Origin of the sequence: Kribbella italica, assembly GCF_014205135.1 — a bacterium.
In the GTDB taxonomy this organism is placed as follows: domain Bacteria; phylum Actinomycetota; class Actinomycetes; order Propionibacteriales; family Kribbellaceae; genus Kribbella; species Kribbella italica.
In genome coordinates, this window is sequence record NZ_JACHMY010000001.1 from 4696216 (window position 1) to 4714683 (window position 18468).

Annotated in this window: 20 protein-coding genes and 1 tRNA gene; 4 read left to right on the forward strand and 17 right to left on the reverse strand. The window is 69.1% G+C overall.

The genetic code is table 11. From position 1 onward, the window contains the following. Nucleotides 1-6 precede the first annotated feature (6 nt). The 3 genes from HDA39_RS21750 to HDA39_RS21760 all read right to left on the reverse strand — a co-directional run bounded on the left by HDA39_RS21750 (nt 7) and on the right by HDA39_RS21760 (nt 3218). A complete protein-coding gene (locus HDA39_RS21750) occupies nt 7-1185 on the reverse strand; it encodes a sensor histidine kinase (protein WP_184797816.1) in 1179 nt (392 codons plus the stop codon). A 179-nt stretch (nt 1186-1364) separates the two neighbouring features. Further along, nucleotides 1365-1967, reverse strand: coding sequence for a TetR/AcrR family transcriptional regulator (locus HDA39_RS21755; protein WP_202893088.1), 603 nt, complete (start codon nt 1965-1967; stop codon nt 1365-1367). 207 nt (nt 1968-2174) lie between these two features. Next, nucleotides 2175-3218 carry an acyl-CoA desaturase gene (locus HDA39_RS21760; protein WP_184797821.1) on the reverse strand — a complete coding sequence of 348 codons (1044 nt, stop codon included), beginning with the start codon at nt 3216-3218 and terminating at the stop codon, nt 2175-2177. Nucleotides 3219-3341: 123 nt separating this feature from the next. Between HDA39_RS21760 and HDA39_RS21765 the strand changes: the two genes are divergently transcribed. Further along, nucleotides 3342-3413: transfer RNA gene (locus HDA39_RS21765), tRNA-Gln, on the forward strand. A gap of 486 nt (nt 3414-3899) precedes the next feature. Here the strand turns inward: HDA39_RS21765 and HDA39_RS21770 are convergent. The 11 genes from HDA39_RS21770 to HDA39_RS21820 all read right to left on the reverse strand — a co-directional run bounded on the left by HDA39_RS21770 (nt 3900) and on the right by HDA39_RS21820 (nt 10726). Then, nucleotides 3900-4265: a VOC family protein gene (locus HDA39_RS21770; RefSeq protein ID WP_184797823.1), complete on the reverse strand. Its 366-nt coding sequence runs from the start codon at nt 4263-4265 to the stop codon at nt 3900-3902. Nucleotides 4266-4415: 150 nt separating this feature from the next. Then, nucleotides 4416-4742 (reverse strand): hypothetical protein, encoded by a 327-nt coding sequence (locus tag HDA39_RS21775; RefSeq protein WP_184797825.1) that lies wholly within the window; start codon nt 4740-4742, stop codon nt 4416-4418. A gap of 373 nt (nt 4743-5115) precedes the next feature. Then, nucleotides 5116-5475 carry a hypothetical protein gene (locus tag HDA39_RS21780; protein ID WP_184797826.1) on the reverse strand — a complete coding sequence of 120 codons (360 nt, stop codon included), beginning with the start codon at nt 5473-5475 and terminating at the stop codon, nt 5116-5118. Nucleotides 5476-5532: 57 nt separating this feature from the next. Beyond that, nucleotides 5533-6774 carry an MFS transporter gene (locus tag HDA39_RS21785; protein ID WP_184797828.1) on the reverse strand — a complete coding sequence of 414 codons (1242 nt, stop codon included), beginning with the start codon at nt 6772-6774 and terminating at the stop codon, nt 5533-5535. Then, complete coding sequence (locus HDA39_RS21790; RefSeq protein ID WP_184797830.1) at nt 6761-7777, reverse strand: LacI family DNA-binding transcriptional regulator; 1017 nt, start codon at nt 7775-7777, stop codon at nt 6761-6763. Before HDA39_RS21790 ends, HDA39_RS21785 begins: the two co-directional genes overlap by 14 nt. Before the next feature lie 230 nt (nt 7778-8007). Continuing rightward, on the reverse strand, nt 8008-8331 hold the full coding sequence (locus HDA39_RS21795) for a nucleoside triphosphate pyrophosphohydrolase family protein (protein WP_202893982.1): 324 nt from the start codon (nt 8329-8331) through the stop codon (nt 8008-8010). Nucleotides 8332-8346: 15 nt separating this feature from the next. Beyond that, nucleotides 8347-8814, reverse strand: coding sequence for an NUDIX domain-containing protein (locus tag HDA39_RS21800; RefSeq protein WP_184797834.1), 468 nt, complete (start codon nt 8812-8814; stop codon nt 8347-8349). Between the two features lie 40 nt (nt 8815-8854). After that, nucleotides 8855-9202 (reverse strand): VOC family protein, encoded by a 348-nt coding sequence (locus tag HDA39_RS21805; protein WP_184797836.1) that lies wholly within the window; start codon nt 9200-9202, stop codon nt 8855-8857. Between the two features lie 53 nt (nt 9203-9255). After that, entirely contained in the window at nt 9256-9579 is a 324-nt protein-coding gene (locus HDA39_RS21810) for a hypothetical protein (protein ID WP_184797838.1), read from the reverse strand. Between the two features lie 77 nt (nt 9580-9656). Beyond that, the gene (locus HDA39_RS21815; protein ID WP_184797840.1) at nt 9657-10268 is read right to left on the reverse strand and encodes a TetR/AcrR family transcriptional regulator; all 612 of its coding nucleotides are present in this window, start codon (nt 10266-10268) and stop codon (nt 9657-9659) included. A gap of 14 nt (nt 10269-10282) precedes the next feature. Next, nucleotides 10283-10726 carry a nuclear transport factor 2 family protein gene (locus tag HDA39_RS21820; RefSeq protein WP_184797842.1) on the reverse strand — a complete coding sequence of 148 codons (444 nt, stop codon included), beginning with the start codon at nt 10724-10726 and terminating at the stop codon, nt 10283-10285. Nucleotides 10727-10952: 226 nt separating this feature from the next. Here HDA39_RS21820 and HDA39_RS21825 point away from each other — a divergent pair, with 226 nt between their 5' ends. Further along, a complete protein-coding gene (locus HDA39_RS21825; RefSeq protein ID WP_184797844.1) occupies nt 10953-11732 on the forward strand; it encodes an ABC transporter ATP-binding protein in 780 nt (259 codons plus the stop codon). Between the two features lie 2 nt (nt 11733-11734). After that, nucleotides 11735-14191, forward strand: coding sequence for an FtsX-like permease family protein (locus HDA39_RS21830; protein ID WP_184797846.1), 2457 nt, complete (start codon nt 11735-11737; stop codon nt 14189-14191). A 104-nt stretch (nt 14192-14295) separates the two neighbouring features. Here HDA39_RS21830 and HDA39_RS21835 read toward each other — a convergent pair whose 3' ends face one another. Both HDA39_RS21835 and HDA39_RS21840 read right to left on the reverse strand, forming a co-directional pair. Continuing rightward, nucleotides 14296-14643 (reverse strand): VOC family protein, encoded by a 348-nt coding sequence (locus HDA39_RS21835; RefSeq protein ID WP_184797848.1) that lies wholly within the window; start codon nt 14641-14643, stop codon nt 14296-14298. Beyond that, nucleotides 14644-15507: a methyltransferase domain-containing protein gene (locus tag HDA39_RS21840; RefSeq protein ID WP_184797850.1), complete on the reverse strand. Its 864-nt coding sequence runs from the start codon at nt 15505-15507 to the stop codon at nt 14644-14646. It lies immediately after the preceding gene. A 94-nt stretch (nt 15508-15601) separates the two neighbouring features. Between HDA39_RS21840 and HDA39_RS21845 the strand changes: the two genes are divergently transcribed. After that, complete coding sequence (locus tag HDA39_RS21845) at nt 15602-16099, forward strand: MarR family winged helix-turn-helix transcriptional regulator (protein WP_184797852.1); 498 nt, start codon at nt 15602-15604, stop codon at nt 16097-16099. Nucleotides 16100-16561: 462 nt separating this feature from the next. Here the strand turns inward: HDA39_RS21845 and HDA39_RS21850 are convergent, their stop codons facing one another. Then, nucleotides 16562-18382 carry an ABC-F family ATP-binding cassette domain-containing protein gene (locus HDA39_RS21850; RefSeq protein WP_184797854.1) on the reverse strand — a complete coding sequence of 607 codons (1821 nt, stop codon included), beginning with the start codon at nt 18380-18382 and terminating at the stop codon, nt 16562-16564. Nucleotides 18383-18468: the final 86 nt, after the last annotated feature.

An 18468-nucleotide genomic window follows, 5' to 3' on the forward strand; every position in this document is an offset into this window, starting at 1 on the left:
AATCGCTTACTGGTCAGCCGGTCCGGCGTACGGAAGCTTCGCGACCACCTCGTACCCACCGCCCGCCTTGGGCCCGGCGTTCACCGTACCGCCGGAGATCGAGGCGCGTTGCCGCATCCCGACCAGCCCGTGCCCCGCGTCGCTGCTCGGCGCGACCCCGCCGCCGCGGCCGTCGTCGGTGACCACCACGGTCAGCATCTCGCGCCCGAAGTCCAGAGTGACGGACGTCCGCGCCCCCGGCCCGGCGTGTTTCAGCGTGTTGGTCAGCCCTTCCTGCACGATCCGGTACGCCGTCAGGCCGAGCAGCGCGGGCAGATCCCGCGGCGTCCCGGTCACCTCGTAGTCGACGGTCAATCCGGCCTCGCGCACGTTCTCGACCAGTTCGGGCAACGACGAGACGCCGGGCTGCGGCCGCGGCTGGTTCGGGTCGAGCTCGTTCTGCTCGTCCTGCTTGAGCAGGCCGAGCATCTTGCGCATCTCGGTCAGCGACGCGCGCCCGGTGTCGCCGATCGTGGCCAGCGCCTTCTTCGCCTGCTCCGGCGACGCGTCGGCGGCGTACAGGCCTCCGTCGGCCTGGACGATCATGATCGACAGCCCGTGCGCGACCACGTCGTGGATCTCGCGGGCGATCCGGGTCCGCTCGTTGGTCACCGCGAGCGTCGCCTCGCGGTCGCGGTCCCGCTCGGCCTGGACGGCGCGTTCCTCCAGCTGGGCGACGTACAGGCCCCGCGTCCGGCGACGTTCGCCGAAGGCCCAGACCCCGAACACGACCGAGCCGAACGCGACCATCATCGTGATCTGCTGGCGCCAGTCGGAGTTCGCCCAGTAGCGAGCCGTCGCCATCAGGACGCCGAGGCCGCCGATGCCGAGCGCGATCCGGCTGAAGCGCACTTCGCCGTACACGGAGATCGTGTAGAGCGCGACCAAGAGCCCGATGTTGCCGGCCTGCAGCTCGATCCCGGCCAGCCACTGCAGCACGGCGATCGCCGAGACGCCGAAGAACACCAGCTCGGGATAGCTACGCCGCCAGATCAACGGCACCAGCAACGCCACACCGACCACACCGGCGAACTGGGCCTGCGCCAGCGACAGAAACCCGAAGAACAGCGTCAGCCCACCCGCCAGCAGCAGGTCGAACGCCTTGGACTGCGGCGAGACCCGCCGAGCCATGAGAAACCCCGTCATGCCGGCCAGCGTACGGCGGACTCACGCGCAAAACGTCGTGCCACGGGCGGATCTGTGCGTCCTACCGGCGTAGCACGGACGCCCACCACCCACTAACCTCGCCGACGCTCCCACGTTCACGCTTAACCGAGCACCGGACGGTGCATCGGGCGGTGGTTAGTGAGTGGTGGGCGTCCGCCCTACTTGTGCGGGCGCGTAGACAGCGTCGGCTTGGCCTCCAGGCCGGACAGCCCGTTCCACGCCAGATTGACCAGGTGCGCGGCGACGTCCTGCTTCTTCGGGCGGCGCGCGTCGAGCCACCACTGGCCGGTTAGCGCGACCATGCCGACCAGCATCTGCGCGTACATCGGCGCGTTCTTCGGATCCAGCCCGCGCCGCTTGAACTCCTCGGCCAGGATGTGCTCGACTCTGGTCCCGACGTCGCTCAGGATCGAGATGAACGACCCGCTCGACGACCCGACCGGCGAGTCCCGGACCAGGATCCGGAAACCGTCCGACGAGCTCTCGATGTAGTCCAGCAGCGCCAGCGCCGCCTGCTCCACCAGCTCGTGCGCGCGGCCCGCCGTCAGTGACGCGGTCACGGTGTCGAGCAGGCTGCGGACCTCGCGGTCCACCACCACGGCGTACAGGCCTTCCTTGCCGCCGAAGTGCTCGTACACGACCGGCTTCGAAACCTCGGCGCGCGCCGCGATCTCCTCGACCGAGGTGCCTTCGTAGCCCTTCTGGGCGAACAGCGCACGGGCGATGACGATGAGTTGCTCGCGACGTTCCGCACTCGTCATCCGGACCCTGGTGGATCGTCGCGGTTTGGGTTCCGTCACGTCGAGATCACGTCTGCATCATGCCGTACGCCGGTGCCGCGCGCCGGGAGATTCCCGGGCGCGGACCGGATTGTGACCGGGCGCCGCGCGGTCGCGCGGCCGTCGTACGGGCTGGTGGTCCTGCGGCCGGCGTACTGGACGCCGGCCGTACGGCGGGTGCGGACCAGCTCAGGCCGCGACCTTGGTGCGGCGACTGCGCGCCGCCTTCTCGGCCGCCTTTTCGGCCGCCTGCTCCTCCGCGCTCACCCGGCGCGCCTCGAGCCGCTCCGGCACCGGCCAGCGCACGTCGCTGACCCAGCCGCGCTGCTCGAAGAACCAGATGCAGCGCGCCGAGGTGTCGAGCTGACCCTTCAGTACGCCGTGCCGCGCGCAGGTCGGGTCGGAGTGGTGCAGGTTGTGCCACGACTCGCCCTGGCTCAGGATCGCCAGCCACCAGACGTTGCCCGACTTGTCCCGGCTCTTGAACGGCCGGTCGCCGATCGTGTGGCAGATCGAGTTGATCGACCAGGTCACGTGGTGCAGCAGCGCGATCCGGACCAGGCTGCCCCAGAAGAACGCGGTCAGCGCGCCCTCGATCGACCACGACCACAGCCCGCCGATGACGGCCGGCAGCAGCAGCGACACGAGCACGAGGAACGGGAACATCCGCGACACCTTGACGATGTCCTTGTCCTTCAGCAGATCCGGCGCGTACTGCCGCTGCGGCGTCTGCTCGGTGTCGAACAGCCAGCCGATGTGCGCGTGCAGGAAGCCCTTGGTCAGCGCGCCGAGGGTGTTGCCGTACTTCCACGGGCTGTGCGGGTCGCCGTCGCGGTCGGAGAACTTGTGGTGCTTGCGGTGGTCGGCCACCCAGCGAATCACCGGCCCCTCGATCGCCAGCGAACCGGCGATCGCCAGGGCGTACTTCATCGGCCGGTTCGGCTTGAACGACTTGTGCGTGAACAGCCGGTGGAACCCGATCGAGATGCCGTGCCCCGCGACCGTGTAGAACACCACCGCGATGACGATGTCCCGCCACCCCAGGAACCCGCCCCACGCGATCGGTACGGCGGCCAGCACCGCCAGGAACGGGATCCCGATGAACAGCGCGAGCGCGACCTGTTCCCAGACGTGCTTCTGCTCACCCCCGAGGGTCCCGGTGTCGACGTCGAGCTCGTCGGCCTGCGCGGCGCGGGTCGGCGCCTCCGGTGCGGCCACGGCGGGTGGAGTCATGTCGTGTTCCCTCAGGTGGAGGACGGCTTACCTACGCAACCGTAACCTACGGACCCGTAGGTAAGGAACCCCTGCGCGTGTCGTGCGCCCCACCCATGGCAAACTGTCCGCACGCACCAGCGGTCCCCCGTGGGGTAATCGGCAGCCCGCGAGACTTTGAATCTCGAAGACCAGGATCGAAACCTGGCGGGGGAGCAAGTCCTTGTTTGTGGGGTGGAGGTTTTCATCCCACGCGGCGCTAGGCCCGCTCCTTCGTCGCGTGCTCCGCGCCGCTCCCGCCCGCCCTGGGTTTGAGTGCGCGTGCTTGCGCCCGCTTCGGTGCGCGCTGCCGCGCTTCGAGTGCGCGCTAGTGCGCGCTGGCGCGCTGGCGCGCTGAGATTGCCGCGCTTGCGCGCGGAGTACGCGAGTGTGCGCTGACGCGCTGGGTGGGCGCCGAGCAGCCATGCCAAGATCGGCGCGTGGACTCAGGTACTACCGCCGCCCGGCTCGAATGGTGGGCGAACAGTTCGACCTGCCTGGCTGCGTTCGATGTCCTTGTGGCGATCTCGGTCGGGGACCACGGTTGGGAGGCGACAGGGCAACTCGCACGCAGCGCGAAAGGCGACGAACTCATCTCCATCCGTGAACTGGATGACGTCTTCGACCTCCGCTTTCCTGACCGCAGGGCCAGGCTCAGTCCGCCTACTCCTCCGTGGAGCTCGGGAACACCCGGAGCACATGCCCGTCCGGGTCTGCGACACGGAACTCGCCACCGTCCCCCGCGTAGGGCATCAGGACCTCGGCATCGTTGGCGACGAGTCGGTCGCACAACGCCGCGGGCTCGCTGACGAACAGTGCGAGCCACGTCCCGGGCTGTCCCTGGCCGTTCACGCACAGATAGATCTCGTGCTGGTCCCAGCGGATGATGCCGAAGTCGGCCGGATATCCGAAGGTGCCCAGGAGTTCGAAGTCGAGGACTTCTGTGTAGAACTTGATGCTGGCCTGCAGATCGGAGACGTTCAGGATCGGGTTGATGTGGACAAGAGCCCCGCCCGTCGAACCCGGCATGATCTGCTCCTTCAGGGTCGATCTTGCCGAACGTCGGATCGATGGGTACGAGTATGGACGGGCGGGCTACCTCGGGCACGGAGGATCGGCGAGCACCAGCTTCGGTGGAGCGGGCTGCGCGGCGTTCAGACCGATCAGCCCTGGTCGGGCTCAAGTGCTCTCGTCGTGTGACTTTCGTCCGTGGCGGCCTGGTGGCCCGGCCGGCAAACGGCGGATCAGGGGTCGCAACCACCGAGCCGGGGGTGCGCCGGACGGTCCATCGCCACCGAGCTGGTAGATCATCTCGCCGACAATGAACACGAGCACACAGACAGCCGCCAACCAGTCGACCTCCAGAACGAGGCCGGCGAGGAGGCCACCCGTCCACGACGCCGCCACCAGCCACCCCACGTGGCGACGGAGGACGGCGGAGGCCCAGAGGGCGCGCGATGTCAGGCCGACAGTGATCACGACCAACAGCACCAGCTCGAAGTTCATCCGGGCCTCCGATCTGGCCCGAGCGTAGCGGCGAGCGTGCGGCGGCGGTCAGAGGCAGTCCGCGCCGCCTAGTCGAACCAGTTGAACAGCACGTCGCCCAGCCGGGTGGCCGCGATAGCTGATGTCCCGTCGTTCGTCCGGGGTCAGGTCGGCAAGGTCTTCGACGGTCACAGCGCTCTCCAGTTCCCCAACGTCCGCCACGCTGAAGCCGGCGACGAGGAAGAGGCCGGGCGAGGCACGTCCCGAAACGGCGTACGGAGGACGTGGACGCCAAGGGAATCGTGGTCTTCACTGCAGCCCACCAGCCTCGTAGGCACGTTCAGCACCAGATCACTGTGTCAGCTGAACCAGTACGGCGCGACGCCGGCGCGAATCAGTCGGTGGAGTCCTCATTGATGTAGTCCGGCTCCGGATCGACGAGGAACCGTACGGCGTTGATGGTTGTCGCGCCGTCGAGCCAGGCTCGGGAGATTCGGTGGCCGCCGTCCATCAGGCGGCCGTCGGACGAGAGGATCACCGGGTACCGGAGGTCGGCCTTCTCGATGCGGCCGGCGTGGCGGGCGACCATGCGGCAGGTGACCGGGCCGTCGCCGAACCAGCAGTTCTCGTCGAACTCGCGGATGTCGTCGATCGGCACCGACTCGACGGGCAGACCTTCGGCGAGCTTCCAGAGGCGTTCGGTCAGGTAGACGGCGCGGCCGCCGGGGACGGGGCGGGAGTGGGTTTCGGGCATCGCACCATCATCGGCTCAACAGCTGTGCGGGCGCTCGTGGTTTGTGGTGAAGGTCGGTTAGCGCGCTGGCTCCCTCGTCTCAGCGCGGGTCAAGAAGGTCAGGCCGACGACCGCCGCGAGGCCAAGTGTGGCGGGGATGAGGAAAACGTGGGGCAGGCCGAGCGTGGTGACTCCGAGGCCTCCGGCCGCGCCGCCCACAGCGGAGGCGAGGGCTGTTGAGCTGAGGAAGATGGCGGAGGCGGTGGCCACGGCCGACGGGAGGAGGCGTTGGGCGACGATGATTCCGAGGGCGGCGAAGACTCCCCAGACGCCGCCCATCAGGATCTGACCTGCGAACAGGCCCGCGACGGTGCCGGTCGTGGCGAAGCAGACGTTGGCGGCCACGCCGAACGCGGCGCCGACCACCATCAGTCGCATCATTCCGACCCGGCGTGCGACCACCACGGCCAAAGGCATCAGGAGGATCTCGACCAGAGGCTGGATTCCGATGATCGCGCCGCTGATTCCAGCGGGGAGGTGCAACTGCTCGTTCATGTAGATCGGCAGGTACGCGTACTTGATCGGCTCCCCCGCGTAGACGAGCACATAGAGCCCGGTGAACGCGAGCAGCGGCAGCATCGCTCGTACGCCGGGCCCGCGGGCGTGCGGTTCGAGCAGCTGCCCGGTCGACGACGGAGGCGGCCGGAGAAGCCCGAGCGGGACGACCTGGCCGAGCGTGCAGATCGCCGTTGCGAGAAGCATCGTCCGCAACGAGGTGTGGGCCGCCAGGAACGACCCGGCGACGGGGCCGACGACCCAACCGCCGGTGAGGGCCATCCGGACGATGGCGACCACGCCGTCGTTGCCCGGATTCGGAGACGCCTTCAGCTCGTCGTGAATCGCGGCGAACAGCTGCGAGGTTGCGGCGCCGGCGAATCCGAGCACGATCGCGCTGATCACGTACGGCGTCCACAGCCGGCTGGAGAACGCGATGCCCAGCCAGCCCGCGAACCCAGCAACGACGCAGACCCGGAACAGACCCAGCCGCGCGCCGGTACGGTCCGACCGTCTCCCGACCAGGTAGCCGAGCACCGGCGCGGTCAGGCTGGTCAGGTAGAAGAGTCCAGCAGCTGTGAGCGAGGCACCAAGATCGTTGACGAGGAAGGACGCGATCTGCGGTGCGGCGGCCGAGAAGCCGAGGCCGGACAGAAACAAGGCGACGGTCGCGCCGCGGTACAACGGCGAGCCGAGCACCAGCCGCAGTGCCGACGTACGGGCCGCGGCTGGGTCCGAGGTCCGCACCGGGTCAGCGACTCCCATCGGCACTCCCCGCGCCCACGTCCCGAGTGCTTTCCCGTACGACGAGCTCGACCGGGAACTGTTGCCGATGGCTACGAACGGGCCCTCCCGCCAGGAGCAGGCGTGCCGCGGTCGCGGCCATCTCCTCGACGGGCAGCCGCATCGTGGTCAGCGGCGGGTTGCTGCAGACCGCGGCGATGCTGTCGTCGAAGCCGATGATGCTCACGTCGTCCGGAACCCGTCGGCCGCTCGCGGTGATGGCCTGTACGGCGCCGGCCGCCATCAGATCGCACGCTACGAAGAAGGCGTCGATGTCCGGATGCTGCTCCAGCAACTGTTGCGCGGCGTCGTGGCCGCCCTCGCGGCGGAAGCCGCCGTGCGCGCTCAGGTCGGGCAGGCCGAGCCGTTGGGTCGCTCGGAGGTACCCGGCCCGGCGGTCGATCGCGCAGGGGTTGAGCGCCGGTCCGTGGATGGCGGCGATGCGGCGGTGGCCCAGTTGGTGCAGGCGGTCGACCGCGTCGTACGCGCCGCCGACGTTGTCGGCCTCGAGGCCGGGCACAGATGAATCTGTTCGCACCATCGACACTGTGCGGCGACAGCGGCGGTAGAAGTGCGCTGCCAGGTCCGGGGTGATGTCGGCGAAGATCGCACCGAGCGTGGTGCTCGACGCGATGTCGTCGAGCTCGTCGGCGGCGGCTTCCCGGCGTACGGCGTGCAGTCGCAGCTGGGCGTTGACGCCTTGGAGCACGGGCATCACCCCCGCGAGGACGCGGCTGACGTACGGGTGGGTGCCGAGCCAGCCGGTGCCGGGATCGGTGGTGACGACGATGACGTCGATCGCGCGCTGACGTCCGGTGGCGAGGGCCCGGGCGGTCTCGTTGGGCTCGTATCCCAGCTCGGCCACCGCCGCGTGGACCCGTTCGCGCGACGGGCCGGACGCGCCGGGCACGTTGTTGATCACCCGGGACGCGGTCGCCCGTGAGACGCCTGCCAACTGCGCGACATCCTCGATCGTGGGTTTCATCGGCGATGCACTCTCCATCCGGCGCGAGGTGCATCGAACGGTAGACCTGAGAGCGCTCTCAGCGGGAGGTCGGTGGGCTTCCGGCACTCGATCTACTGCGGCGGGGGTCGGTCTACTCCGACGGGATGCTGCTTGGCCGGGTGCGGGTGGTGGGTTGGCGGGTTGGCGGGTGCGTTGGTGGGTTGGCGGGTGCGGGGTTGCTTGACGAGTGCGTGCGCCGACCGACCCGTCTAGCGGTTGTCCCCGCTGCCGCCGAGCACCGCCCGCTGCTGCCGATCCGCGAGCTTCGCGATGTTGAGCCGCGCGACGTCGTCCAGCGGGATGTCGAAGTGGTCGGCGATCACCGCGACGTACCAGAGGGTGTCCCCGAGTTCCTTCGTCAGGTCCTCGACGTCCCAGTGCGCGAAGTCGCTGCCCTGGTCCCGCACGATCTTCTTCGCCTTCTCGGCGATCTCGCCGGTCTCCCCCACCAGCCCGAGCAGCAGGTGGAAGACCTCGTTCAACTTGTCCTTGGGCGCGGCCGTCCGGAGCGCGGCCTGCTGGTACTCGTTCATCTCCACGGCGTCACCCTAGGCCGGTGGGGACAGCAGCTCAGCCAGCGGCGGCCTGAGGTCGGCGGGGTACAGGCCGAGGTCGTCGAAGTCCTCCGGCTCGGCCCAGACGAGCTCGAAGGTGTTGTTCGGCCGATGTGCTTCCGCCTCCGGGCCGGACAGCAGCGGCGTACCAGTGACGGCGGTCATCAGGAAGTACGACGCGGGTCGGCCGTTGTGCTCGCCGGTCCACAGCAGGCGGTCGACCTGCGCTGTCAGCGTGGTCTCTTCGGTCAGCTCCCGCAGCGCAGCCGTCTCGGCGGCCTCACCGTCCTCGACGTGACCGCCGGGCAGTACGGCGTACTGATGGCCAGGACACTCGGGACCGTCCCAGCCGGCGGCGTCGCACATGACGCAAGCGCTGCGGGTCTGGTGCCGAAGGTAGCGCTTGATCAGCAGTGCTCGACGACCGTCGACGACAACAGCCGCTGCCCTGGGAATCACCATGCCGAGGAGCCTGCCAGAAGCCTCCGACAATCTAGGCAGCTCAGCCGTTGCGGACGAAGCCGAGTTCGTTCCCGTCGGGGTCCGCGATGGTGAACTTGCGCGTGCCGTACGCCGTGTCGAAGAGCGGCTCGATCACCCGGGCCCTGTCCTTGAGCTCGGCCCACAAGGCGTCGGGGTCGTCGACGGTGAAGTTGAAGCGCGCGCCGCGGCCCTCGGCCTCCATCACCGCGAAGGTTGCGCCGGAGGCGGTGACGAAGTGGGCGTAGTTCGGGGCCGCGGGCGGCCAGTACGACGCGACCTCGAAGCCGAGCACCGTCGTGTACCACTCGACGGCCGCCGCGAGGTCGGCCACGTTCGCGCGAGCGTGCTCGAGTCTTGTCCCAACCATCTCCGGAGCCTGTCACAGGCCTCCGACAGAAAATCAGTTCCGTCGAACGCCGGCTAACGACGATGGCTGAGCGCCGTCAGGAGCACGGCCAGCGCGACTCCGCCGGCCATGAAGGTTCGCGGCTTGTGCAGGACAGCGCGGTCGCCCTCGCTGCTCAGAACCGACCACCGCGAGCGGGCCGAGAGGGCTGAGCCGACCGAGAGCACCGACCCCGCGGAGAACGCGGACAGGGTCGAGCCGACCGAGCCGATCGACAGTGCGGAGCCGATCGAGCCGATGCTCAGGACCGAGCCTGCCGAGCCGATCGACAGGACCGAGTCGCGGCTCGCGATCGACAGGAACGAGTTCTCCGACCACAGCGAGAGGGCCTTCTTCACAGCGCGAGTGTGGCACAGGCCGCGGGGTGCTACCTAGGTTCTGGCACGACGCTCCCCGCAAGAGATCGTCGCCCGAATCACCCCCGCGAAGGCGCGAGGGAGGTGAGGATGAGCTCCCGCGCCGCGGCGACCGTGGCGGTGAAGGTCGACGGGTCCCGGCCGATGCGTTCGGCGCCGGCGCGCATGGCGCCGGACAACAGCTCCACCACGAGCTGTACGTCGCCGACGTCGCGGAACTCACCACGCGCGACGCCGTCCCGGACGACGTTCTCCACGCCGGCCACGATCGCGTGGAACGGGTTGTCCGGTCCCTTCGGCACCTCGGCGACCGGGAGCCCGGAGCCGGGCCGGAACATCAGCTGCAGGGCCTGGTCCGTGGAGGACTCCAGGACCACCTCGATGATCTCGCGCAACCGTTCGACGGCGGGTTCCGAGGTCCGGGCAACGATCGCGGAAACCCGCTCGACCGTGGGCCGGCTCGCCCGCTGCGTCAGTGCGAGGACCAGCGCGCCCTTGTCGGTGGCGTAGTTGTACAGCGTGTTGCGCGCGAGCCCGGCCCGGGCCGCGATGTGGCCCATGGTGATCGACTCGTAGTCGCGTTCGAGCAGCAGCTGCCGCATCGCCTCGGCGAGGTCGGCCCACACCAGCTCGTGGTGCTGCTCGATGCTGGCTCCCCGGATCCGCGGCATGCAGGCATCCTCCCTTACCGGGCGCCCGACAGCTGCGGATTCTCCTGGTACGCCGACGTGAGCTTGACGCTGCTGAGCCGCCAGCCGTCCGCCGTACGGACGGCTTCGTTGTCGTAGAAGCCGACCACCAGCCAGTAGTTGGGGCCGTCACCGGCAGGCAGCCAGTGCTCGGCCCGGACGTGCGCGTGGATCGTCGCCCGGTCGCCGTCGATCTCGACGACCGGGCCGGTGATGGCGTGATGGGTCGCGACGTACGGCGCGAAGGCCGCGCGCAGGGTCTCGACGTAGTCGCCGAGCGGCACCGTCATCGGCGGGATGTCGGCGACGGACCCGAAGTCGAGCGTCACCGGGTCGGTGAAGACGAGCCCGGGAAGGCGAGTGAACTCCTTCAGGTCCGCGATGTCGGCGTACCGGCCGAGCAGTTCGACGAGCTCGGCGCGATCGTTCGATGTGTCCACGAGAAAGCCCTTCTCCATTGTTTACGACTAAGTGTCGTAAACTATACGACGCATCGTCGCAAAAGCCAAGGGCCCAGAAAACTGTTGTGGAAGGCAAATACTCGCGGCGTACGACCCAGGTCGTACGCCGACTCCATGCCGTGGTCCGACGAGAACGGGAGCGTGGATCACTAACTTCTGGAGGGTGGCGGGAACACCCCCGCCGACCAGCCCCCGGAGGACACCGATGACCATCCAGACCGGCGAGCTCCCGCTCGGCCGTTTGCCGCAGGACGCTGCTGCCAGGACCGCGATCCGGGCCCACGAGCTGCGGAAGATCTACGGGCACGGCGACACCGCGGTGGCGGCGCTCGACGGGGTGTCCGTCGACTTCGGCGTCGGGCGGTTCACTGCGATCATGGGTCCGTCGGGGTCCGGCAAGTCGACCCTGATGCACTGCCTCGCGGGCCTCGACACCCCGACGTCCGGGCAGGTGCTGCTCGGCGAGACCGAGCTGACCACGCTGCCGGACGCCGAGCTGACCCGGATCCGCCGGGACCGGATCGGGTTCGTGTTCCAGTCGTTCAACCTGCTCCCGATGCTTTCGGCCAAGGACAACATCCTGCTGCCGCTCGAGCTCGGGAACCGTAAGCCCGACCAGCAGTGGCTCGGCACGCTGGTCGACGTACTCGGCCTGCAGGACCGCCTCACGCACCGCCCGTCGGAGCTGTCCGGCGGGCAGCAGCAGCGCGTCGCCGTCGCGCGAGCCCTGGTCGGCCGACCGGAGGTCGTCTTCGCCGACGAGCCGACCGGCAACCTGGACTCGCGCTCCGGCGCCGAGGTGCTCGGCTTCCTGCGGCGCAGCGTCCGAGAGTTCGGGCAGACCGTCGTGATGGTCACCCACGACCCGCTCGCGGCGTCGTACGCCGATCGCGTGGTCCTGCTCGCCGACGGCAAGCTCGCGGGCGAACTGCTCGAGCCGACGCCGGAGACCGTGCTCGGCGCCCTGCGGCAGCTGGGGGCCTGACCGTGCGACGCTCCATCCTCTCCTCGCTGCGCGCCCACCTGGGCCGCCTGGTCGCCGCCTGTCTGGCGATCGTGCTGGGGGTCGGGTTCGGCACCCTGGCCCTGACCGTGCACGCCTCGGCGTCGCACGGGATCGACGAGACCATCGGCAAGTCGAACGCCGGCGCGGACGCCGTCGTCGAGAGCGACCAGCGCTCGATCGAGGCCAAGGACGTGGCCGCGATCAAGAAGGTCCCGGAAGCGGCCTCCGTCATCGTCGACACGGGCGCGTACCTGCAGATCCAGTGGGTCGGACAGGTCCGCCCGAGCTACCTCAGCGTCAAGGCGCTCTACGACACCTCGAAGATCGCCGGGCCGACGGCCAGTCAGGGCCGGCTGCCCGACAGCACGCTCGAGATCGCGCTGCCCGCGCGGACCGCCGAGAAGAACAAGGTGGCCATCGGCAACAAACTCCAACTCAGCTCGTACGACGAGAAGCGCTGGACCGTGACCGTCGTCGGCATCCTCGACGACTCCACCAGTTTCGGGTCGGGCTCCGCCGTCGCGACCGCGCAGTCGGTGAAGATCTTCGAGCCGCAGGGCTACGTGAACCAGGTCAAGATCAACGCGCAGCCCGGCACGGACCAGGAAGCCCTGGCCGCGGCGGTCTCCAAGGTCGTTCCCGGTCTGCAGGTCTACACCGGCGCGGCCTGGATCGACCACGAGGTGAAGAGCTTCACCAACGGTATCGACGTGCTCGGCGGCGTGTTCGGCATGTTCGCCGTGATCGCCCTGTTCGTCGCCTGCCTGGTGATCGCGAACACCTTCACGATCGTGATCGCCCAGCGGACCCGCGAGATGGCGCTGCTGCGCTGCGTCGGCGCGTCCCGCCGGCAGGTGTTCTCCTCGGTTCTCGCCGAGGCGTCGGTGGTCGGCCTGGTCGCCTCCGCGATCGGTGTGGTCGTCGGGGTCGCGTTGTCCGCGCTCGGCCTGGCCCTCTCGCGCGAGTTCGACCTGGAACTGCCGCCGATCAGCCTGCACCTCGACCTGGTGTCGATCTTCGCGCCGCTGCTGCTCGGTACCGTCGCGACCGTTCTGGCCGCGATCGTCCCGGCCCGCCGAGCGACGAAGGTCGCGCCTCTGGCCGCCCTGCGGCCGGCCGATGCGCCCGCGGCGGCGTCGAAGCGTGGCGTCGTACGGATCATCTTCGGCTTCCTGCTGCTGGTCGGTGGCGGACTGTTGCTGGCGGCCAGCGCTGCCACCGCGCAGGTCGTCATCGGGGTGGCCGGCGGCGTGATCTCCTTCGTCGGCGTCCTCGCGCTCGGTTCGCTGCTGGTCCCGGCACTGGTCCGGCTGCTCGGCGCGCTTCCGGCCCGCAAGGGCGGCGTACCGGCCCGGATCGCGGTCGCCAACGCGGTCCGCAACCCACGCCGCACGGCGGCCACGACGTCCGCGCTGCTGATCGGCGTCACCCTGATCAGCCTGACCTGCGTCGGGATCGCGTCGGTCCGCAAGACGTTCGACGTGACGATGGACGGCGAGTACCCGGTCGACCTGACCGTCCGGACGTACGAGGAGAAGCTGCCGGCCGGCGCCGAGCAGCAACTGCGGGACATCAAGGGCATCACCCAGGTCGTCCCTGTCCGGACCGTCGACGTGAAGACGGGTGAGCAGACGCTGACCATCACGGGCATCGACCAGGCGCGGGCCGGCTCGGTCATCCACAACCCGGAGCTGGTCGGCCAGTTGCGGCCAGGTGTGGCGTTGCTCGACCGGCAGACGATGAACATGCTCGAGCTGACCGAAGGCGCGGACGTCACGCTCGTTGCCGCCGGCCAGAAGGTCACGCTGAAGGCGCAGCAGGCGGTCGGTCTCGACCCGATCACCATCACCCAGGCCGACCTGCAGAGGCTCGCGCCCGCCGCAGCGGTCTCCGGGTTCTGGCTCGCTTCGGACCCGAAGGCGGACGGGCCCGAGGTGATCGACGCTGTGCAGCAGTCGCTGCCGACGATCAAGGTCCTGAACGTCGAGGGTGGTCTGGCCGAACGCAGCAGCTACACGAAGATCTTCGACGTCCTGCTGATCGTTGCCGTCGGCCTGCTCGGAGTGTCGGTGCTGATCGCACTGGTTGGTGTCGGCAACACCCTCAGCCTGTCGGTGCTGGAGCGCACCCGGGAGAACGCGTTGCTCAGGGCAATGGGTCTGACCCGGCGCCAGCTGCGCGGGATGCTCGCGATCGAATCGTTGCTGATGGCACTGGTCGCGGCCGGGCTCGGGATCGTCCTCGGCCTGGTCTACGGCTGGACCGGTACGGCGGCGCTGATGAGTTCGCAGACCGACGGCAAGGTCCAGTACGCCGTACCGGTGACGCTGCTGGTCACGATCGCCCTGGTCGCGGCGGTCGCGGGACTGCTCGCCTCGGTCCTCCCGGCCCGCCGCGCCGCGAAGGTCGCCCCCGCCGGCGCCCTCGCGACGGAGTAGCACGAGACGCCGTAGCGTCCGAAGAAGCGGGATGCGTCCGAAGGACCGAGGCCTATAGCGCTCGGTTCTTCGGACGCATACGGGGAGTTCGGACGCTAGCGGGGTCAGACGATTTCGATGCGGTTCCCGTGGCCGTCGGTGGTGTGGAAGCGCCGGCGGCCCGGGATCGTCTCGTTGTCCCAGGTGATCGGGTAGCCGAGGCCTTCGAGCTTCGCCGCGAGGGCGTCGAGATCGTCGACCGCGAAGGCCGGGTGCGCCTTCCGCGCCGGGCGGAAGTCCTGCTCGACGCCGACGTGGATCTCGGCCGAGCCTTCCTTGAACCAGCACCCGCCCCGTGCCGCGAGCAACGGTGGCTTGGGGATCTCGGTCAGGCCGAGCGCGTCGCGGTAGAACGCGCGGGCGACGTCCTCGCCGCCGGGCGGGCAGGACACCTGGACGTGGTCGAGCCGCATTCAGCTCTCCTTCCGGGCGACGGCGAAGATGCGCCGGAAGGGCAACAGCGTGCCGTAGTCGCGGCGCGGGTAGGCCTCGGCCAAGCGGGCGCCGTACTCGGCTTCGAACTCCTCGCGGAGATCGTCGGGCAGTGACTGGAGGACGGGTCGCGCGCCGGTGCCCTTCACCCATTCGAGGACGGCGTTGTCGCCGGGGAGGAGATGGTTGTACGTCGTCTCCCACGCGTCAACGCTGCAGCCGAGTCCGCTGAGCGCGTCGACGTAGTCGGCCGGACCCGGGACGTCAGGGCGCAGGGACTTGTCGGCGGCGTACTCGGCGTACGGCGGGCGCGCGGCCAGTTCGCGCAGGATCGCGTGCGAGGGGGCGTCGCCGTTGCCGGGGATCTGGATCGCGAGCCAGCCGCCGGGTTTGAGCGCGCGGACGAATCCCGGCAGCAGGTCGAGCTGCTCGGGGATCCACTGCAGGGTCGCGTTGGTGACGATCACGTCGGCGGACTCGGCCGGCGCCGACCAGTCGAGGAGATCGCCGACCTCGAAGGTGAGCCGGGCCGCGACGGCGGGATCCTCCCGGAGCTTGTCCGCCTCGGCGATCATCTCCGCCGAGCTGTCGACCCCGTGGACAGTTGCCGACGGCCACCGATCGAGCAGTCCGACGGTGAGGTTCCCGGGGCCGCAGCCTAGGTCGAGTACAACGGCCTCGTCGCGCGTGGCGACTTGATCGGTCCCGGTGGCCTGGGTGCGCGTGCCGACTTGGTCGGGGGCGGGGAGGTCGCCGATTCTGGCGATCAGGTCGGCGAAGGGGCGGCCGCGCTCGCCGGCGTACTTGCCGTACTGCTGGGGGTTCCACACCGGCGAGGTGCGCATCCTTGCCTCCTTGATCGACAGTCTCTTGATGTCGAGATACTTTACCCACACCACTTGTCTTGATGTCAAGAGTCTTGACGGATACTCTCGAACCATGAATGACGAGGTCGACCGGCTGATCGAGGCCTGGCGCCGGGAGCGGCCCGATCTCGACGTCGCGCCGATGGAGGTGCTGTCCCGGGTCACCCGCCTGGCGCGGCACCTGGATCGCGCGCGCAGTCACGCGTTCGCGACCCACGGGCTGGAGTCCTGGGAGTTCGACGTGCTGGCCGCGCTCCGCCGCGCCGGTTCGCCGTACCAGCTCTCCCCCGGGCGCCTGCTGAAGGAAACTCTGGTCACCTCGGGCACGATGACGAACCGGGTCGACCGGCTGGCCGCGCGCGGCCTGGTCGAACGCCAGCCCGACCCTGCCGACCGCCGCGGCGTCCTGGTCCAACTGACCACCGCCGGCCGCGACGCCGTCGACGCGGCGCTCGCCGACCTGCTCGCGCACGAGCGCGCCCTGCTGGCCACGGTCACCGACCGGGACCAGGCCAAACTCGCCCGCCTCCTGCGCGAACTGGTCGGCCCGTTCGACCAGGAAACGCACTGACCGCGCACCCTCGGAAACCGCGCCGAATTGCGCCGGAATAATCCGAAAAGACAGCGCGTCACTTAATACCCGCACCGATCGTTGCTAGTTGCAACCGGATCGTGAAGCTGCTGTAGCAGACGACTGTCGACACTGAGTCACCATGCGCACTAAGGTCCTCACTGTCGGTACGTTTTCGGCTACGCATCGTTGCGAACAAGGTGTCTTTCGGCGGCAAGAGGTGGTTCGCCGAAAGAGGTCGGTGGTGTCCGGGGCTCGGGGCCCGGACAACGTTGACCACAACGGGACCCGCTCTCCCAGTGATCGCGGCGTACCTCCCAATCACAGGGGATGGGAGATACGCCGCGATTCACCCGTTCAAAAGCATTTGATCATGTATACATTATTCGAATAGAACGTCAAAATACGGCAATCTCTGGCGAAAGTTGCCGTTGGCCCGCATCCGCCGAACGCACGGAGGCGCTAGCTCTCCGCGCGTTCGGCGGCTTCCAGCCAGGCCAGCTCCAGCTCTTCGCGCTCGTCCTTGAGCTTGCGGAGGTCGGTGTCCAGCTCGGCGAGACGGCCGTAGTCGCTGGCGTGGGTGGCCAGCTGGTCGTGGAGCTTCTTCTCCGTGTCGGCGAGCTTGGAGAGCTGGCGTTCAATGCGGTTGAGGTCCTTCTTCGCCGCGCGGGCCGCGGCCGCGTCGACCGGGGCGGCGGGCGCCGCGGCGGCGGCCGGCGTACTGGCTTCCGGCTGTGGGGACGAAGTGCTGGGAGCAACACGGCGACCGGCGCCGCCGGACTCGAGCTCGTCCAGGTACTGCTCGACGCCACGCGGCAGGTGCCGGACCCGGCCGTCGCCCATGATCGTATAGACCATGTCGCTGACGCGTTCGAGGAAGTACCGGTCGTGGGTGACGACCACGACGACCCCGGGCCAGCTGTCGAGGAAGTCCTCCAGGACGGTGAGCGTCTCGACGTCCAGGTCGTTGGTCGGCTCGTCGAGGATCAGCACGTTCGGCTCGTCCAGCAGGATGCGCAGGAGCTGCAGCCGGCGCCGCTCTCCACCGGACAGATCGTTGATCCGCGTCGTCAGCTTGTCGCCGGTGAAGCCGAAGCGTTCCAGCAGCTGCGACGACGTCAGCTCACCGCTGTGCCCGGCGAGCGCCGCCGTACGGCGGATGTCCGTGATGTGCTTGAGCACGGTCGACTGGCCGTCGACCTCGTCCAGCGTCTGCGAGAGGTTCGCGATCCGGACCGTCTTGCCCTGCTTGACCAGCCCCGAGTCCGGCGCGAGCTGGCCCGTCAGCACCTTCAGGAACGTCGTCTTGCCGGCGCCGTTCGGACCGAGCAGCCCGATCCGGTCCGCCGGGCCGAGCCGGAACGTCACATGGTCGAGCATCACCCGGTCGCCGAACGCGAGGCTCACGTTCTCGGCGTCGAAGACGTCCTTGCCCAGCCGCGACGTCGCCAGCAGCGACAGCGCGAGCTTGTCCCGCGGCGCCGGCTCGTTCTCGATCAGGGCGTTCGCGGCGTCGATGCGGAACTTCGGCTTCGAGGTCCGCGCCGGGGCGCCGCGACGCAACCAGGCCAGCTCCTTCTTCAGCAGGTTCTGCCGCTTGCCTTCCATCACCTGCTCGGCGCGGGACCGCTCGGCCTTGGCCAGGACGTACGCCGCGTAACCGCCCTCGTACGACGAAACGCGGCCGTTCTGCACCTCCCACGTCTCGGTGCAGACCGCGTCCAGGAACCACCGGTCGTGGGTCACGACGATCAGCGCGCCGGCCCGGTCCACCACGTGCGCGGCGAGCCAGTTGACCGCCTCGATGTCCAGGTGGTTCGTCGGCTCGTCGAGGATCAGCAGGTCGACGTCGGTCAGCAGCAGCCGCGCCAGGGAGGTCCGGCGGCGCTCACCACCACTCAGCGTGCCGATCAGCGCCTCGTGGTCGATCTCGCCGAGCAGGTGCTCCATCACGGACCGCGCCCGCGGGTCGGCCGCCCAGGTGTAGGTCTCGACGTCGCCGAGCACGGCCTTGCTGACCGTGAGCGAAGGGTCGAGATCGTCGCTCTGACCGAGGTACCCGAGCCGGAGATCGCGGTTCTGGGTCACGCGGCCGTCGTCGGGCTCCTGCTCACGGGCGAGGAGCTGCAGCAGCGTCGACTTGCCGTCCCCGTTGCGCCCGACCACGCCGACCCGGTCACCACGGCCGACGCCGAGACTCACCTTGTCGAGCAGAATGCGGGTTCCGAAGCCTTTGGAGACGCCTTCGAGGTTGACCAAGTTCGGTGCAGGGGTGGCAGCCATAACCGGACCAGCCTACGGGATCCTGTACGCCACCCCAGCGGCCACGTACAGGATCGGTACGCCGAGCACCCGGGCTCGCGGGCTCC

What these genes read in the sequence shown, in the direction of transcription:
- HDA39_RS21750 (WP_184797816.1), bottom strand. Translation starts at nt 1,185, where the DNA reads ATGACGGGGTTTCTCATGGCTCGGCGGGTCTCGCCGCAGTCCAAGGCG.
- HDA39_RS21755 (WP_202893088.1), bottom strand. Translation starts at nt 1,967, where the DNA reads ATGACGAGTGCGGAACGTCGCGAGCAACTCATCGTCATCGCCCGTGCG.
- HDA39_RS21760 (WP_184797821.1), bottom strand. Translation starts at nt 3,218, where the DNA reads ATGACTCCACCCGCCGTGGCCGCACCGGAGGCGCCGACCCGCGCCGCG.
- HDA39_RS21770 (WP_184797823.1), bottom strand. Translation starts at nt 4,265, where the DNA reads ATGCCGGGTTCGACGGGCGGGGCTCTTGTCCACATCAACCCGATCCTG.
- HDA39_RS21775 (WP_184797825.1), bottom strand. Translation starts at nt 4,742, where the DNA reads ATGAACTTCGAGCTGGTGCTGTTGGTCGTGATCACTGTCGGCCTGACA.
- HDA39_RS21780 (WP_184797826.1), bottom strand. Translation starts at nt 5,475, where the DNA reads ATGCCCGAAACCCACTCCCGCCCCGTCCCCGGCGGCCGCGCCGTCTAC.
- HDA39_RS21785 (WP_184797828.1), bottom strand. Translation starts at nt 6,774, where the DNA reads ATGGGAGTCGCTGACCCGGTGCGGACCTCGGACCCAGCCGCGGCCCGT.
- HDA39_RS21790 (WP_184797830.1), bottom strand. Translation starts at nt 7,777, where the DNA reads ATGAAACCCACGATCGAGGATGTCGCGCAGTTGGCAGGCGTCTCACGG.
- HDA39_RS21795 (WP_202893982.1), bottom strand. Translation starts at nt 8,331, where the DNA reads ATGAACGAGTACCAGCAGGCCGCGCTCCGGACGGCCGCGCCCAAGGAC.
- HDA39_RS21800 (WP_184797834.1), bottom strand. Translation starts at nt 8,814, where the DNA reads ATGGTGATTCCCAGGGCAGCGGCTGTTGTCGTCGACGGTCGTCGAGCA.
- HDA39_RS21805 (WP_184797836.1), bottom strand. Translation starts at nt 9,202, where the DNA reads ATGGTTGGGACAAGACTCGAGCACGCTCGCGCGAACGTGGCCGACCTC.
- HDA39_RS21815 (WP_184797840.1), bottom strand. Translation starts at nt 10,268, where the DNA reads ATGCCGCGGATCCGGGGAGCCAGCATCGAGCAGCACCACGAGCTGGTG.
- HDA39_RS21825 (WP_184797844.1), top strand. Translation starts at nt 10,953, where the DNA reads ATGACCATCCAGACCGGCGAGCTCCCGCTCGGCCGTTTGCCGCAGGAC.
- HDA39_RS21835 (WP_184797848.1), bottom strand. Translation starts at nt 14,643, where the DNA reads ATGCGGCTCGACCACGTCCAGGTGTCCTGCCCGCCCGGCGGCGAGGAC.
- HDA39_RS21840 (WP_184797850.1), bottom strand. Translation starts at nt 15,507, where the DNA reads ATGCGCACCTCGCCGGTGTGGAACCCCCAGCAGTACGGCAAGTACGCC.
- HDA39_RS21845 (WP_184797852.1), top strand. Translation starts at nt 15,602, where the DNA reads ATGAATGACGAGGTCGACCGGCTGATCGAGGCCTGGCGCCGGGAGCGG.
- HDA39_RS21850 (WP_184797854.1), bottom strand. Translation starts at nt 18,382, where the DNA reads ATGGCTGCCACCCCTGCACCGAACTTGGTCAACCTCGAAGGCGTCTCC.